The sequence below is a fragment of the Clostridium sp. B9 genome (assembly GCF_050509515.1).
Taxonomy (GTDB): domain Bacteria; phylum Bacillota; class Clostridia; order Clostridiales; family Clostridiaceae; genus Sarcina.
Genome location: NZ_JBNWKA010000003.1, coordinates 3,059,951 through 3,076,825, shown reverse-complemented (window position 1 = coordinate 3,076,825; position 16,875 = coordinate 3,059,951). Strand labels below are relative to the sequence as shown.

Genomic DNA, 16,875 nt, shown 5'->3' with positions numbered 1-16,875 from the left:
GGGTTTAAAAGGGAAGCAAATTTTAAGAAATTTGAATAATGAATAATTCGGTTATTCATTAAAAAGCAAGATATAACGTAGGTTAGAGAGTTGCTCTACTATGAATAAAGCCACTATGAAAAACAAATTTCATAGTGGCTTAAATTTAATATTCAATAAAATGCAAGAACACATTCATTTTATTGCGTATTATTATTTTGACCATTTGAATTTGGAGCATTACCATTATTATTATTATTGTTATTGTTATTGTTATTGTTATTGTTATTGTTATTGTTATTGGCATTAGGATTATTATTTTCAGTTCCACCTGGTGTAGTATTTCCATCAGGTTTATTTTGATCAGATAAATCTCCGCCATTATTAGGGTTGTTGTTATTAGTATCTCCAGGATTCTCTGGTTTATTATCAGGTTTGTTTGTATTGTTTTTATCTTTATTGTCTTCTTTGTCTGGTTTTGGTTCTTCTGGAACAGAAGTCATATTATCATATGATCCAGGAGCCATATATTTTGAGTCAGCTGTTTGACCAAGAGCCCAGCTTCTACTTAAAAAGACTCTTTCTACTATAAGGCTAGCAGGAGTTTTATCAGTAGCTAATTTGTTATTTAATTTATTTACTCTTACTTTTACATGATGATTACAGTATTCAGTAGGAGCAGTTCCATCAACAAACCAATCATAGTAAACTCTACTTCCTCTAGGGTCTTGGGCACATAATGATGTTGGTTTTAGACCAGAATCTTTACAAACAGCAACTTTGCTTATTCCACCAGGATTTTCGATTTCCTTGTATTCTAATCCTTTATGAGCAACTTCCATTATTCTTCCGAATAGTGGAGCAGCTGTTTTACCACTGTATGCTTTCATTTCTCTTGGCTGATCGTAGCCAATCCAAACGGCAGCAGAGTAGTATGGTGTTAATCCTGCAAATACAAAATCTCTGTTACCAGTAGTAGTACCTGTTTTACCTGCTACTGGTATGTTTCCAAATTTAGCAGCAGTAGCAGATCCGCTTTCTATTTGATCTTTCATCATATCATATACTATATAAGCAGCCTGAGGACTAAATACTTGAGTTTCCTCAGGTGTAGTACTATCTAATAAGATATTCCCTTGAGAATCTAATACCTTAGTATATAGTTTAGAATCTGTTTTCTTACCGTTATCTCCAAATACTCCAAAAGCAGATGCAAGATGATAAGTGTTGCTACCATCAGGATTATTAGGATCATTTTGGAATTGTCCTAAAGCAGTAGTTGAAATACCTCTAGAATTAGGACCATATGTTATTCCAAGTTTTTCACCATAAGCTATTGAATTAGCAGTACCAACTTCATTTGCAACCTTAATTGCGCCTAAGTTACTAGAGATTTTTAAAGCTTCTCTAAATGTTAAATATCCTTTATAACCTGAATATTCATTTTTAGGCTGATTTTTGTATCCAGTAGAAGCTAGCTGCTTATCTGTTAATGGAGAATCATCTACAACAGAGCCAGCTCCACCAAGTCCTAAATCTATGGCAGGACCATAAACAGTTAAAGGCTTAGTTGTTGATCCTATAGATTTTAAGTCATAGTAAGCTCTGTTATGAGACATTGGAGGTTGTTCTCCTCTTCCTCCTACTAGGGCTTTTACATGACCAGTTCTATAGTCTATTATTGTAGCTGCTGCTTGAAGTTCATAAACTCCATTCTCATTTTCAGCATTTGGATTTTGAGAAATTTTCCAATAGTTATTTTCGTCATCTAAGATTTTTTGAACTTGATCTTGAAGTTCTCTGTCCATAGATGTATAGATTTTTAAACCACCATTTGCTATAAGTTTGTCAACTTCCTCTTGAGTGTACTTGTATTTAGTCATTAAGTCTTCCTTGACCTGAGTAATAGCAGGTCTTGTGAACCATTCAAAATTAGTTCTAGTTAATGTTGTATTAGGTGTAAACTTAATACCATTTGTGTCTATTTCATTTATAGCATTGTTATATTCTTCAGTTGATATATATCCTAGTTCATGCATTTTAAATAAAACTGATTTTGTTCTATTTAAGTATCTAGATTTTCCAGGCTCTTTTTGGTTAACTTCTGAAAGACCATCATAAGTAGTAGGTGCTTGAGTAAGACCACCTAAGTATGCACATTCCACTAAAGTTAAGTCAGAAACATTCTTACTAAAGAATCTTTGTGCAGCAGCACCAACCCCATACTGATATCCACCCATTGGGATTGTATTAAGATATGTTGTAAGAATTTCATCTTTAGAAAGTTCTTTTTCTAATTCTAAAGATAAGTACATTTCTTTTATCTTTCTTTCATAACTAACTTCATTTGTAAGAACTGCATTTTTTATAAGTTGTTGAGTAATCGTTGAAGCTCCTTGTACGGTATTACTTCCAGCTAACTTGTTTTTAAAGTTTGAAACTATAACCCCAAAGATTCTTCTTATATCTATTCCTTTGTGCTCATAAAATCTTTCGTCTTCAATAGCTACAAAAGCGTTTTTTAAGTTATCAGGGATCTCTTCGGATGAAACTACATAACGCTGTTCGCGTGTAATAACATTATCCATGAAGTTTCCTTGATCATCGTAAAGAATGGATGGCTGATTTAGAGATTGTATTGCTTGTATATCTAGTTTGGGAGCAGAGCTTATTATTGAAAGTACATATACTCCAACTATTGTAACAGCAGTTATCCCTAGAAGCAGAATGCTTATAAAGAACCATTTAAAGAATTTCTTTACTTTCGATGGATTTTTATCTGATTTTTTCTTCTGCTTTCTATCTTTATGCTCTCTGTTTTTGTCAGTCATTTTTTCCTCCTAACATAATAAAACTTTCTATTTCTTAAAAAATTACATAACTATATTATTATACATTTAAAGAAATATTATATATTATTATAGCATAATAATATTAAGAGTAAACCAATTTATAGAGGTGTAGCCCTTGTATTGTGTAAATAAACGGAAACGTAAGGAAATAGATATTAAAAAATATTTAATAATGTTCATAGTAACTATTATTACCCTTTTTCTGAGTTTCATATATTGTTTTGATAAAATAATTGCACCTACAGTTTTATTAGTAGCTGATTCTGAAATGAGAGCAAAGACTTTAGATGTAATAAATAAGAATATAGTAGAAGTTTATACTGAAAAGTTTAACTATGAAGATTTAATTGATATTGAAAAAGATGAAACTGGAAATATAGATATGCTAAAGGCAAATACTATAAGGCTTAATGAATTAGCCACTGAAGTTGCTATAAAATCGCAGGAGGATATAAAAGAAATTGGCTCAATAGGAGTTAAGATGCCAATAGGATATATAACTAAAAATAATATTATGTCATATTGGGGACCAAGTATAACTGTGAAAATGGAGCCCATAGGCAGAGTGGAAGTTGAGTATGATTCAGTATTTGAAAGCGCAGGAATAAATCAGACTAGACATAAAATTTTTGTGAATGTAAAAACAGATTTAAAAATAATTTTACCTTTACAATATAAAGAAGTAGAAGTGGTTAATCAGATACCAGTTTCTGATACAGTTATTGTTGGAGATATTCCTAAAAGTATGTGGGGAGGCAATATGCTTTCTGGAACTGGAAATTTAGAATGAGTGAATAGTAGGGGCATAAAAAAAGGAGGATTAACCTCCTTTTTATTAGTTTTCCCAGTTAAATATGTAAGGTATGTTTCTGTAGTGGTCACCATAGTTTAATCCGTAACCAACAACGAATAAATCTTCTATTTCGAAACAACAGTAATCTGGTTTTAAGTCAACTTTTCTTCTTGAAGGTTTGTCTAGAAGAGTACAAGTCTTAACTGACTTAGCACCTAGTGCTTTTACGTGGTTTATAACAAAGTCCATTGTTATACCAGTGTCAATGATGTCATCAACGATTAGAACATCTAATCCTTCGATGTTGTCCGGAATATCATTAACAACTTTAACTACGCCAGTACTTTCCTCTCCATGACCATAGCTTGATGTAGTCATAAATCCTATTTGAGTTTTTGTATCTATTGCTCTAACTAAGTCAGCTGCAAAGATGAAACTTCCTCTTAATAATGATAAAACATAAAGATTTTTGTCTTTGTAGTCTTCAGTTATTTTTTTACCTACAACAGCTGTTTGTGCCTTTATTTCTTCTTCAGAAAGTAATATGTTTCTATTCTTATCTTCCATTGTTTTCTCCCCTAACTATGCCGTATTATTTACAATATTGTATTTATAGTATAAAATTAAATGAAAATTGTCAAGAAACATAATAAATATTACGAGGTGGTAATATATGATACATGGAAATACTGATGGTATCAGAAATTCAGTGCTAAAAGAACTAGAAGAACTTTATAAAATAAATGTACCTAAATATAGCATATGTACAGAAGACATAGTAAATGTTATTTCTAGATTATCTGCTCAGATTGAAAGAGAGATAAGTGTAGGTATAAATAGAAAAGGAAAAGTTATAAGTGTTGCAATAGGAGATTCTTCAAGTGTAGAAATTCCTCTATTAGATATACATGAGAAGAGATTATCAGGGGTTAGAATAATACATACTCATCCAAGTGGTGTTTGTAGACTTTCTGCTTTAGATATATCTGCTCTTATGAAATTAAAATTAGATGCTATTATGGCAATTGCTATAGAAGATGGAAAAGCTAAAGATGCTTCTTTAGGATTTTGTTATGTAGAAAATGAGCTTCTTATAAATGAAGAGTATCCTTATCTAGAATTAGATAAATGTTTAGGTATGAATATCTTAGATAAGATAAATCATATTGAAGAAGTCATTAAAACAAGCAATGTTGAAGAGGATGATAGTGAAAGAGCAATCATAGTTGGATGTGATACTAGAGAGAGTTTAGATGAACTAGAAGAACTTGCTAAAGCTTGTGACATTCCTACATTAGAAAAAGTTTATCAAAATAGAAGCAAAGTAGATGCGGCATTTTATATAGGAAGAGGTAAGGTTTCAGAGATTGCAAATATAAGACAGTTAACTAGAGCTAACTTAGTTATATTTGATGATGAGTTATCAGGGGCACAAGTTAGGAATCTTGAAGCTAACTTAGGTGTTAAGGTAATTGATAGAACTACTCTTATTCTAGAAATATTCTCAAGAAGAGCAAAGACAAGAGAGGCTAAGATACAAGTAGAGCTTGCTCAGTTAAAGTATAGAGCAGCTAGACTTATGGGTCTTGGTACTGTAATGTCTAGAACTGGTGGTGGAATAGGAACAAGAGGACCAGGAGAAAAGAAACTTGAGATAGATAGAAGACATATAAGAGAAAGAATATATGATCTTCAAGCGGAACTTAAAAAGATTAAGAAAATAAGAGAAACTCAAAGAGAAAGAAGAAGTAAAGAAAAAACTTCACAGGTTTCTTTAGTTGGATATACTAATGCTGGTAAATCAACTTTAAGAAATACACTATGTGTAGAGTCAGCATCAACCGTAGCTACTCAGGCTAAGGATAAAGTTTTTGAAGCTGATATGCTTTTTGCTACTTTAGATACAACAACTAGAGCTATAAAATTACCTGATAATAGGGATATAACATTAACAGATACAGTTGGATTTGTTAGTAAATTACCTCATGAATTAGTTGAGGCATTTAAATCAACTTTAGAAGAAGTTATATACTCAGATCTTTTATGTCATGTTGTTGATGCATCATCAGATAATGCGCAAGAAGAAATAATAGCAGTAGAAAAAGTTTTAGGAGAATTAAAGGCTTTAGAGGCTGCAAAAATATTAGTTCTTAATAAGATTGATATGGCAGATGAAGAAAAGCTAGCAGAGTTAGAAGAAAAATATTCTTCAGTCTACAATAAGGTAGTTAAAATTTCTGCTAAAGAAAGAATAAATTTAGATAAATTATTAAATGCTATAAGTGAAGAGTTGCCTTATACTTTAAAAAGTAAGGAATACTTAATTCCATACACAGCTCAGCAAGTTGTAGCATATCTTCATAGAAATGCTAATGTAGGTGAAGAGGAATATAGAGAAGATGGAACTTACATAAAAGCTGAAGTTGATGAAGAAGTAGAAAATAAATGCAGAGAATATGAAATACAATAGTTTTATTTTATAATGTTTAACAAAAGCTAAATTCAATTGAATTTAGCTTTTCTTCTTAAAATTTGTAACATCATAATTTTAATAGAATAAAAGTATAATATTAATGAAATTAATTTTAGGGAGAACTAAATGGAAACTAATTCCACGGATAATAGATCAAGTACAACGAGAGATCGAACTAATGATGGTTCTTCTATAGATATGGATTTATTAGTAGCATCTGCTATTAATTCATCATCTACAACTAGTGGTAATCCTTGTCAAGATGAAATAAATAAACTATACACCCAAACTCAGGACATACTTCTTAAGGCAGCAACAATACAAGCAAGTGCAGCCGCTTTGTCAGTTGGTGAAGAATTCAAGGTTTATTATGATAGAGTTGTTAGACCTACTGTTGATATAGTTTATTTTCTTAGTTTTGCATTGCAAAATACAGCGGCTACAGCGAACCTTTATCAATCCAATGCATATGGTAAAAAAGGTGAAGGAAAAAAAGCTTTAGATTTATCTTATGATATACTAGAACAAATAGAAGTAAGTATGGATTTAGTAAAAGATTCTTTGGAGTGCTTAGTTGAAAAGAGTAAATGCTTATAGATGAAAATTAATAAACTTATGTATAGTCATTAAGGAGGGACCTTTTTTGAGTGAAATAATATTAAAGTATCAAAATTCATTCAAATCTGTTATATCAGATTTACAGAAAAATAATGAGGTGATTGCTGTTACTGCATTCGGAAGTATAATAAATGGAGACATATGGGAAGGGTCTGATATAGATTTATTTGTTATTGTTGATGATAACTTTAAAGGGATAAAAGATATTTATGGAGAAGAACTTGGAGTTTCATTACATTTAAAAATAATATCTAAGAGATTCTTATTGAATTTTTGTCAGGAAGAAATTACAGGTAGCACAATACATAGAAAATTCATATCATCAAAGCTTATTTTTTCTAAAGACCAAGAGATTTCAGATAAATTTACTTCAATTAAATATTATATGGAATCACATAGTGAAAAATGGAATTTAGTTTATTTAGGAGAGCTTTTACAGGATATGAACCTATATAAGAAGTGTCTTCAAAATGAGAATTTCTATTCTGCATTTGAATCACTTATGTATTCTGTAGATAGTTTTAGTAAACTATATCTAAATTATAATGGATATCTTATAACAAAAAGTTCAACAGGTATGCTGATGAAGCTTGATAGTGACTTTGAAAATATGATAAATAGTATATTTAAAATGCCAGATAAAAATGCTTTAGAGAGAGTTCATTATCACATAGAAAGTTTCTTAGAAAGGAACATAAGACGAATTATAAAAGCATTGATAGAATATATGCGTGAGCAAGGAGAATATTTAAGTTCTGAAGAGATAAGGAAATCAGAAGCCTTTAGTGGATTTAAAATAGATTTTGAAGAGATTTTAGGTTATCTTAATAAACGTGATATTGTTAAAAAGTGCGGAAGAGAAAGATTTTCAGATAATGGGGATAAAATAGTTACTGAAAAAGTTTATTTAATTAAAGAAAATTAGAATAAAGGTGAGCTATGAGAAAGTTTAGTGTGGAATTTAAAGAGGGTATATGCAAGTACTTATTAATTTATGAAAAAATAAAATCACTAATAGAAGAGGGTGCGATTGTTGAAGGGGAAAAGCTTCCAACAATAAGATTGCTAGCAGAACACTTGAAGGTTAACAAAGTTACAATTATAAATGCTTATAAAAAGTTATCACAAGAGGGGTTTGCATACCAATTGCAAGGAAGTGGAACTTATGCAAAACATAAAGAAGTTGGTAGAAGTTTTAAACAGGATTATAATGATGTTTTCAGAAAAATAGCATCTGGAGACTTGAAAAATTGGATTGACTTTACTGGAGAAACTACAAGTGCAAACTTCTTCCAAGTTGAAAAGTTAAAAAGTGCTCTAGACAATGTCTTGGTTAGAGATGGAGTGGAAGCCTTAATGTATAGTGACCCTCTTGGATATTTAAATTTAAGAAAAAGTATAAATGATGAGTTTTGGGATGGAAAAAACGACTTGGAAAATATACTTATAATTTCAGGAGCTCAACAGGGAATAGATATAGTAGGTAAGTCCTTAGTACATGTAAATGATAATATAGTTATTGAAAGACCAACTTATGGAGGGGCACTTTTAGTATTTAAGCTTAGAAAGGCAAATATATTAGAAATTCCTATGGAGAAGGATGGACCAAATATAGATAAATTTGAATCATTATTAAAAAGTAATAAAATAAAATGCTTTTATACAATGAGTTATTTTCAAAACCCAACAGGTGTCAGTTGCTCTTTAGAAAAAAAGAAAAAGATTATAGAATTGGCATATAAATATGATTTTTATATATTAGAAGATGATTATCTTTCAGAACTTGTTTATTCAGATAGTTTAGAGTATATACCATATAGAAAGCTAGATTCTGAGAGAGTAATATACATAAAGAGTTTTTCTAAAATATTTCTACCAGGTATAAGAATGGGATATTTAATAGCTCCAGATGAATTTAAGGAGGAGTTCCAAGCTTTAAAGGTAAATACTGATATAGCAACATCAAGTCTTATGCAAAGAGCTTTACAGGATTACATTGAAAAAGGGTATTGGAAGGATCATATAGAAATATTAAATAAGGAATACTCAGAAAGATACAATTACATAAAAAAACTTATTCATGATAAATTAGGGAGTATGGTATCTTTTCAAGAACCAAAGGGCGGACTTAACCTATTCTTAAAAATAAATAAGAACATAGACATAACATCAAAAGAGTTATTCTATAAACTAAAAGATAGACAAACTATAATAACACCAGGAAATATATTCTTTAAAAATCCTAATGACGGAGATAAAAGTTTTAGAATTGGATTTTCACAGATAGATTATAGTAAGATAGAAAAAGGAATAGATAATATATATGATGTTTTAAAAGGTAGGTAGATTAAATGAGTTATATAACTGTAAAAAAAGCAGCTGATGATAGATTCGAAGAGAAAAAATCAGTTTTTATTGGATATGTTAAAAGAGTTACAACAGAAGAGGAAGCTAAGGAATTCGTAGCTGAAATAAACAATAAACATAAAGATGCTAGACATAATTGTTATGCTTATGTTATTGGTGCTAATATGGGAATACAAAGATATAGTGATAATGGTGAACCACAAGGAACAGCAGGTATTCCTATATTAGAAGTAATAAAAAAACAAGGAATAACAGATTGTGCAGTAGTTGTAACTAGATACTTTGGCGGAGTTCTACTTGGAACAGGTGGACTTACTAGAGCATACACTAAAGGGGCAGTAATAGCTATTGAGGCAGCTGGTGTAGTAGAAAAGGTAGAGGGAGCTATGCTTTCTATTGAAATAAATTATGATTTATATGGTAAAATCCAGTATATTTGTGGTCAAAACAATTGGCATATAGAGGATACAGAGTTTACTGACAATGTAACTATTCATATATTAGCTGAAGAATCTATAATTCCTGAAATGGAAAATAGTTTTACAGAGGCTACAAATGGTAAAGCTATTATGAGTAAATCATTAGAAGGAATTTATTTTAAAGAAGGAAATAGACTTTACGAAAGTTTTGATGAATAAGGCTATAAGCCTTTTAGAGAAGTTGAAGAGAAAAAATCTCTATGATATAATATTTAAGTATTATTTTAAGACGTTCAAAGAAATTTAAATAATAGTTCACATATATGTTAGGAGGAGTAAGGATGTCAGGACATTCAAAATGGCATAATATACAGGCTAAAAAAGGTAAGATGGATGCCAGAAGAGGAAAAATATTCACTAAACTAGGAAAAGAGATAGCTGTTGCAGTTAAAGAAGGCGGAGCTAGCTTAGATGGAAACGCAAGATTAAAGGATGCTGTAGCAAAAGCTAAAGCAGCAAATATGCCAAATGATACTATAGACAGAGCTATAAAGAAAGCTTCAGGAGAGGCTGATACAGTAAACTATGAAGCAATCGTTTATGAAGGATATGGTCCATCAGGAGTAGCTGTTATGGTAGAAACTTTAACAGATAACAAAAATAGATCAGCTGGTAACGTAAGAAGTGCTTTCACTAAAGGTGGTGGAAACATGGGTACATCAGGATGTGTTGCTTTCATGTTCCAAAAGAAAGGTGAAATAGTAATAGAAAAAGCTGACTTAGATGAAGATGAAATCATGATGATGGCTTTAGATGCTGGTGCAGAGGACTTTGCAGCAGAAGAAGAAGTGTTTGTAGTAACAACTTCACCAGAAGATTTCGGTACAGTAAGAGAAGCTTTAGAAGCTGAAGGATTAGAATTCTTAGAAGCAGCAGTTAAGATGATACCAGACACTGAAACTGCTATTAACGAAGATGATGCTAAGAAGTTCCAAAAAATGTTAGACTTACTTGAAGATGATGATGATGTTCAAGAGGTTTATCACAATGCTGAATTCCCAGAAGGATGGGAAGAGTAATATCTTAAACTTAGTAATATCAATGTGTTACAAGGTTTTTATATATTATTAATTTTGAATATTTACTATGATATACATTAATTAAGGTTTTTGTAATGGTGTATATATTAAAAGGTTATTTTCTATCTTTAGAGATAGGAGGTAGCCTTTTTTTGTTGTTAAAAGACATATTAGAAGAGTTCTTATTAGAATTAGAAATAAGAAATTATAGTAAAAGAACATTAAAAAGTTATAAAAATAATAATCTTTTATTTTTCACTTATTTAGAAAAAGAATTTGAAATTATAGAAATTGAGGAGGTTAAGTCAATACAAGTAAAGAGCTATATTAAATTTTTAAAAAGTAAGGGAAGAAAAGAAAGTTATATTAATGGAATAATTAAATGTTTTAGAGCTTATTTTAAATATTCAATAGATGAGGAGTACATATCATTGAACCCTATGTTAAAAGTAGGTTGGGTAAGAGAGGGAAAAATGTTAATAAATACATTTAATAATGATGAAGTATATAAAATGATGAAAGTCTATAGTGGCTCAAATTATATGAACATAAGAAATAAATGTATTATGGCATTACTTTTTGATACTGGTATTAGAAATTTAGAATTATGCCAATTAACTAATAAAGATATTAGAGAAAGAAGTATAATTATTAAAAATGGTAAGGGTAACAAACAAAGAAATGTTCCAATAAGTCCATATTTAAAAAAGGTAATTTTAAGATATATAAGGTGTAGAGATAGCTATTTTATGGATAGAAAAATTACAGAAGAAGCACCATTTTTTCTAAGTTATAGATATAAAGCATTAACGATTGAATCAGTCGAAAGAATTGTTAAGATATGTGGAGAAAAAGCTAGTGTTCGTCATGAAATAAGATGTTCACCCCATACGTGTAGACATTATTTTGCACAAGCTCAACTGAAAAATGGATTAGATATATACAGTTTAAGTAGATTGTTGGGACATGAAAATATTGCAATTACAAAGAGGTACTTACAGAGTATTCAAGATTTTGAAATTGTTGAAATGAGTGTTAAAACAAGTCCATTAATGAATTTAAAATAAAAGAAATAGTAGGTACTCACAATACCTACCATCAAAAATTAAATATAGTTTTATAAACTTTGCATATCCTAACTAACTTAATAACTAGATTAAGGATATACCAATCAATCTTAATGGTATTATCTCAAAAAAAGTGAGGATTTGCAAGGCTTTATTTCCTATGCTCTTTTTTAGAATATAGGTTACTTGTATAAGCTTTCTTACAAGTCTAAATAACAAGATAGGTCAGTTGAGCCAATGCAAAAAATCAACAGTATATTATGTTAACTATAGGTTACCCTTATTAATATAGTTAGAGCAATGGTTATAATATACGCTTAGGTGTGTGTCTACCGATATCCATAAAATAAAAGACATGGTGGTAGTTTGGCACTCTAAAGAGTGGGGAAACTGTATCAGAAGTTATAGGACAAGCTTTATAACGTTTGATGATACTTAACTAATAAGGGCAACTGAAACGATGTGAAAAAGAGGATTTATAGTTGAGAGTTCCTTATGACTTCATAATATTTTATGTTGTTCGTAGGGAATAACTCTGCCTTAACTCAGCTCCCCTAAGGATTTATAAGCCTTTGCACTTAGAAATAAATACTTACTTTAATTTAAAAATAGAGTATATTAGAGTTAATAAATAAAGGTGAATAGTGATTGAGAATTTATATTTTAAATAATAGAGGAGTACTAAATATGAAATATATAGTAGCTAGAAAGTTAAATACTATAGGTTGTTATGCCTTTAAGGTAAAAGATATCGATATAGTTGAATTATTTGAGTATTTAACTACAGAAACTTTAGAAAAAAATATAGAAATATTTATAACTAATGCTCTAGAGAGCTATGGAGAATATAAGCCTTATAAGTTTATAGAAAATAAAGAAGAGTTTATAAATAGCATTAAATTTATAGTAGATAAAATAATTATTAAATAATAGATTTCTATTAAAGTATATAAGGTGTGAAAATAATGAAGAGTATAACAGGGCTTTAGACTAATCTAAATTAAATAATATTGAGCCAAAGGACTTTGTAGAAGAGCTTTAAGCTCTTTTTTTTATACTTATTAACAACTAATAAAATATAAAAATTTACAATTTTAACAAAAAGTTGAATTATAAATTCCTTTGTGTTATATTTAACCAAAGAAGCTATTAGGTTGTTATGAAAAATAATATCTATAGCTAATTTGAAGTAATAGTTAGAATAAAATAAAAGGAGGAATAAAAATGAGAAATCCAAATAGAATTAAAAAAATAATGAGTGAAATAGAACAGTTATGGGAGAAAAATAGTGATTGGCGTTTTGGACAACTCCTTAGTAATATAGATTTTGGTAATGGAAAAGATATTTTTTATATAGAAGATAATGTTTTAGAAGAAAAGTTGAAGGAATCTAAAAAGAAATTCGGTATAGAAAGTGATATATTAAAGATAGGAATCGACACAGGTTTTGGTTACGGAGTTTCATACTGGGGAGAAGAAAATAAATTAACAGTTCCATCAGTAATAAAAGAAATAACTAAAAAGGAAGCTTTAGAGCAATCAAAAGAGATAAGAGAAGAGAATATAAGAAATGGAAAAGAACTTATAATTAAATATACAGAGAAGACAGGTGAAGAAGATAAAATAATAGAAATAGAAAGATACTTCTATGTAGGAGATATAACTTTAGAAAAAGACTCAAAGGCTAAGAGAGTGTTAACTACTAAAAGAGTTGGAAACATAAAACACTTAGTTCAAATATTATCATTAATAGGTGTAGCTACAGATGAAGAAGAGATAGAAGTTAATTTAAGCATGGGTCTACCAGTTAAGATGAAAGGTGAAGCCAATGCTTTAAAGAAATGGCTAATCGGAGAATATAAAATAGCTTTCTTAAATAGAGGGAAAGACATAGAAAGAAAGATAACTATAGATAAGGTAGTTGTGTTACCACAGGCTTTAGCACCAGTATTTTCTTTAGAAGAAAAAGATTATATAGGTAAAATGATAGTAAGTGCGGACTTAGGTCACTATACTAATGATATGTGTCTATGGACAGGAAAAGGCACAGATAAAGAATATGACTATTGCGGTGATGGATTTTATGAATGTTATAATGAAATGAGAAAAATATTATTAAATGATACAAATATAATGGAAGTAACCACAACAATAAGAGAAAAAGATATTCAAGAGGCTTTAGAAAATGGTAGGGTTAATTTAATAAATGGAAAAAATGAAGTGGAGTTTCACAGAGAGAAAGTTTTAAAAGACTATGCTATAAGAGTAGTAGAAGATATTATAACTATGTATGAAACTATATTTGACGATATGGACTTCTTATTATTAAGTGGTGGAATAATAGAAAATAAAGATTGTGTAAAGATGATTATAGAAGAAATAGAAAAATATAAAATAAGAATATTAATGCCAGAAGAACCACAATATGCGGTTGCTAAAGGTTTGTATAATTACTTAGTTAGAGTTTTAGAATCTAAAAAGTAATTATAGGACAAGTTATTGAAATTAAAAAAACATATTCTATCTTATATGTGCTAGAACAGTGTTCATTTTGAATACCATTTTGACACTTAATAAAGATTTAAAGTGGCTATATAATCATTAAAGTTTCTAATGATTATTTATATAAAAAATGTTAGTCGCGATTTTAAAAATGTGTGTCACAAAAACTACCGTTTTTATGGCATTTTAGTTACTTAGGTATAATAAAAAATCCTATTAAATTTAGTGTTTTATTAAAAAAACTTATTAAAGACTGGAGCAGAGGGCATTTTGTGACTGACATTTGTGAGTAACATTTTAATTTAGTCTGTATTTTATGTGAAACTAAATAAATTGCTTGTTTTATTGGGTTGTTTAGAGTTATAAGTAATAAATTAATTATCATTTAGTAATCTAATAAATATGTTTAAATAATAGTAAATAGATTTAGTCTTAGGATAAATATAGTTAAGGGTAGATTAAATTATATCAATGTAAAAAGTAATAGATTAAATAAAAGCCAATAGATTCAGTAATATATTAAATGTGTTTTAAATGGAGCTTTAGATAATAGATGCCTAAGGCTTTTTTTATTTGGATAAATAGTACCATCTTCTACAAAATTCTAAGATTAAAAATTGTGAGCGACAGACATTTTTACTAGGGGGGTGGGTATTAAAATTTAATATTTTAAATAAATAGACTTAGAGATTAAATAATATAGTAGGGGTGGAGAGTAGTAAATGGGCGTGTATTTAAAGTAACTAGAGGAAAGTTAAGTGTACTAAAAAGCCTATAAATTCAATAGCTAAATTTTAGAAATTTAGAGCAACTAATAAAATTATATGTATTTAAAATTTAGGTTTTAAGAAAATCAAATAAAAAAGAGAAAAAACGGAGATGATAAGGTGTTTTTTACCTATATGGATTCTTTTATAATTGTCTAAATACACCATTCTAAGTATAATAACCAGTACAATATATAGTAAGGTTGGTGGTATAAAATGGATATATGTGATTTAATTAATATTGTCTGTAATGTTATTAATACTATAATAACTATTAGTGACTTTGTATCAAAAAAATAATAAGTGAAGTGTATCATAAACGAATGTTTTTGATACTATTTTTTTATATACGCAAATAAGCCATTCTAAAAGGATGAGGATGTATCATAAAAGGTATCAAAAACTATTTACATTATGAAACGTTTATGATACGATTTAATTAATCAAATAGATAGGAAGTGGTTAGATGTTAGTTGGATATGCTAGAGTTAGTACAGAGGAGCAGAATTTAGATAGACAAATAGATATGTTAGTTTATTACGGTGTAGATAAGAGGAATATATATCAAGAAAAGATAAGTGGTACTAAGGCTGATAGAGAGCAATTAAATAAGATGGTCGATGAACTTGAAGAGGGTGACACAGTTATAATAGCTGATTTAACCAGAGTAAGTAGAAGTACTAAGGATTTATTAAATATAATAGATAGAATAAAAGATAAGGGAGCAAGTATAAAGAGTATAAAAGATACTTGGTTAGACACTACAAGCGATAACCCATATAATAGCTTTTTATTAACTGTAATGAGTGGATTAAGCCAGTTAGAAAGGGATTTAATAAGTCAAAGAACAAAAGAAGGTTTAGCCAGTGCTAAGGCTAGAGGGAGAAATGGTGGTAGACCATCTAAGAGAAACTCAAAAGCCGATACAGTAGGTTTATTATATAAAGAGGGATATAAGATAGTGGATATAGTTAAACAGACTGGATTAAGTAGAGCCACAGTATATAGAACTTTAAAGGATTTAGGATTAAAAGAGTAGATTAATTTCTACTCTTTTAATTTGTACTGGAGGGGTTAATTTTTAAAGGAGAGGTGGCTTTTTTAGAGTGTTAAGAGGGTGGTTGGTTAATTTATACATTTTAAAATAAAAAAGTATAAAATTAATATTTTATACTTTAAGTTGAGTTATTAACTTACATTAGTTCTAGGTATTAAGAATTTAAATGTATCTTTAACTTTTCTATTTTCACCAAATCCTAAGTAGCAATTATGTTGTACTTCATTATACAATCTAGAATTTTTTAGTTTAGTATATGTATCTTTATCTACGTCGTCAAATTTTATAAGTGTTTTATACGGTTTTGGAGTATTAGTAAAGTTCCTATATTCATTATTAGTTCTTCTTATAGCTCCAGTTATGTCTTTAGTGTAATAATTAGGATTATGTTTTTGTATTATACCCATAATACAAAACATATCTATTATATTTTTGGCAGTTTTATTATTCATACCTATACATTCGTTTATAAATCTATAAGAGAAAAAGGCTTTACCATAAGATTTATTATAATATCTTTTCATAAAAAAGTATAAAACAAATTCATTAGTAGTGAAATCTTTAGTTAAATCTAAGTCATCTTTTTCTATTTTAGTAAATCCCATAAAATCATCGTAGTTTAGTTCATTAATGATTATTTTAATTTTATCTTTTTTCTTTATATTTTCCAAAGGTTTATTTATGGTTATAATTTCCATTTCATTTAAGTATGAAAGTATACCAATTATCTTAGATATATTTTTCTTTATATCTTTAAGTCCATATAATTCATTTAATAGTTCAATATTTGTTGATATATTATTAGAAAACGTAGGCTTGTTTAATAATAATAATATGTACATTTTAATATGTTCTGCTTTATAATCACCATTAAAGATGAAGTTATCTAATTTTATAAACAT

The 16,875-nt window shown here is 28.9% G+C and carries 14 protein-coding genes; 11 read left to right on the top strand and 3 right to left on the bottom strand.

Annotated elements, in window-relative coordinates:
• Positions 1 to 179 precede the first annotated feature (179 nt).
• Positions 180 to 2,810, bottom strand: coding sequence for a transglycosylase domain-containing protein (locus ACQZHJ_RS13605; protein WP_430486093.1), 2,631 nt, complete (start codon positions 2,808 to 2,810; stop codon positions 180 to 182).
• Positions 2,811 to 2,946: 136 nt separating this feature from the next.
• Between ACQZHJ_RS13605 and yunB the strand changes: the two genes are divergently transcribed.
• Positions 2,947 to 3,621 carry a sporulation protein YunB gene (yunB, locus tag ACQZHJ_RS13600; protein ID WP_430486092.1) on the top strand — a complete coding sequence of 225 codons (675 nt, stop codon included), beginning with the start codon at positions 2,947 to 2,949 and terminating at the stop codon, positions 3,619 to 3,621.
• 45 nt (positions 3,622 to 3,666) lie between these two features.
• Here yunB and hpt read toward each other — a convergent pair whose 3' ends face one another.
• Positions 3,667 to 4,191 (bottom strand): hypoxanthine phosphoribosyltransferase, encoded by a 525-nt coding sequence (hpt, locus tag ACQZHJ_RS13595; RefSeq protein WP_430486091.1) that lies wholly within the window; start codon positions 4,189 to 4,191, stop codon positions 3,667 to 3,669.
• A 106-nt stretch (positions 4,192 to 4,297) separates the two neighbouring features.
• Here hpt and hflX point away from each other — a divergent pair, with 106 nt between their 5' ends.
• The 10 genes from hflX (at position 4,298) to ACQZHJ_RS13545 (ending at position 15,955) form a co-directional block, all read left to right on the top strand.
• A complete protein-coding gene (gene hflX, locus ACQZHJ_RS13590) occupies positions 4,298 to 6,094 on the top strand; it encodes a GTPase HflX (RefSeq protein WP_430486090.1) in 1,797 nt (598 codons plus the stop codon).
• A gap of 129 nt (positions 6,095 to 6,223) precedes the next feature.
• Positions 6,224 to 6,694 carry a hypothetical protein gene (locus ACQZHJ_RS13585; protein WP_430486089.1) on the top strand — a complete coding sequence of 157 codons (471 nt, stop codon included), beginning with the start codon at positions 6,224 to 6,226 and terminating at the stop codon, positions 6,692 to 6,694.
• Positions 6,695 to 6,740: 46 nt separating this feature from the next.
• Positions 6,741 to 7,640 (top strand): nucleotidyltransferase domain-containing protein, encoded by a 900-nt coding sequence (locus ACQZHJ_RS13580; protein ID WP_430486088.1) that lies wholly within the window; start codon positions 6,741 to 6,743, stop codon positions 7,638 to 7,640.
• A 14-nt stretch (positions 7,641 to 7,654) separates the two neighbouring features.
• A complete protein-coding gene (locus ACQZHJ_RS13575; RefSeq protein WP_430486087.1) occupies positions 7,655 to 9,061 on the top strand; it encodes a PLP-dependent aminotransferase family protein in 1,407 nt (468 codons plus the stop codon).
• Positions 9,062 to 9,066: 5 nt separating this feature from the next.
• Entirely contained in the window at positions 9,067 to 9,720 is a 654-nt protein-coding gene (locus ACQZHJ_RS13570; protein WP_430486086.1) for a YigZ family protein, read from the top strand.
• A gap of 122 nt (positions 9,721 to 9,842) precedes the next feature.
• Positions 9,843 to 10,580 carry a YebC/PmpR family DNA-binding transcriptional regulator gene (locus ACQZHJ_RS13565; RefSeq protein WP_430486085.1) on the top strand — a complete coding sequence of 246 codons (738 nt, stop codon included), beginning with the start codon at positions 9,843 to 9,845 and terminating at the stop codon, positions 10,578 to 10,580.
• Between the two features lie 152 nt (positions 10,581 to 10,732).
• Positions 10,733 to 11,647: a tyrosine-type recombinase/integrase gene (locus ACQZHJ_RS13560; protein WP_430486083.1), complete on the top strand. Its 915-nt coding sequence runs from the start codon at positions 10,733 to 10,735 to the stop codon at positions 11,645 to 11,647.
• 687 nt (positions 11,648 to 12,334) lie between these two features.
• Entirely contained in the window at positions 12,335 to 12,577 is a 243-nt protein-coding gene (locus ACQZHJ_RS13555; protein WP_430486081.1) for a DUF6718 family protein, read from the top strand.
• 294 nt (positions 12,578 to 12,871) lie between these two features.
• Positions 12,872 to 14,131, top strand: a complete 1,260-nt coding sequence (locus ACQZHJ_RS13550; RefSeq protein WP_430486079.1) for a hypothetical protein — start codon at positions 12,872 to 12,874, stop codon at positions 14,129 to 14,131.
• Positions 14,132 to 15,382: 1,251 nt separating this feature from the next.
• Positions 15,383 to 15,955, top strand: coding sequence for a recombinase family protein (locus ACQZHJ_RS13545; protein ID WP_430486078.1), 573 nt, complete (start codon positions 15,383 to 15,385; stop codon positions 15,953 to 15,955).
• Positions 15,956 to 16,104: 149 nt separating this feature from the next.
• Here the strand turns inward: ACQZHJ_RS13545 and ACQZHJ_RS13540 are convergent, their stop codons facing one another.
• On the bottom strand, positions 16,105 to 16,875 hold the full coding sequence (locus tag ACQZHJ_RS13540; protein ID WP_430486076.1) for a hypothetical protein: 771 nt from the start codon (positions 16,873 to 16,875) through the stop codon (positions 16,105 to 16,107).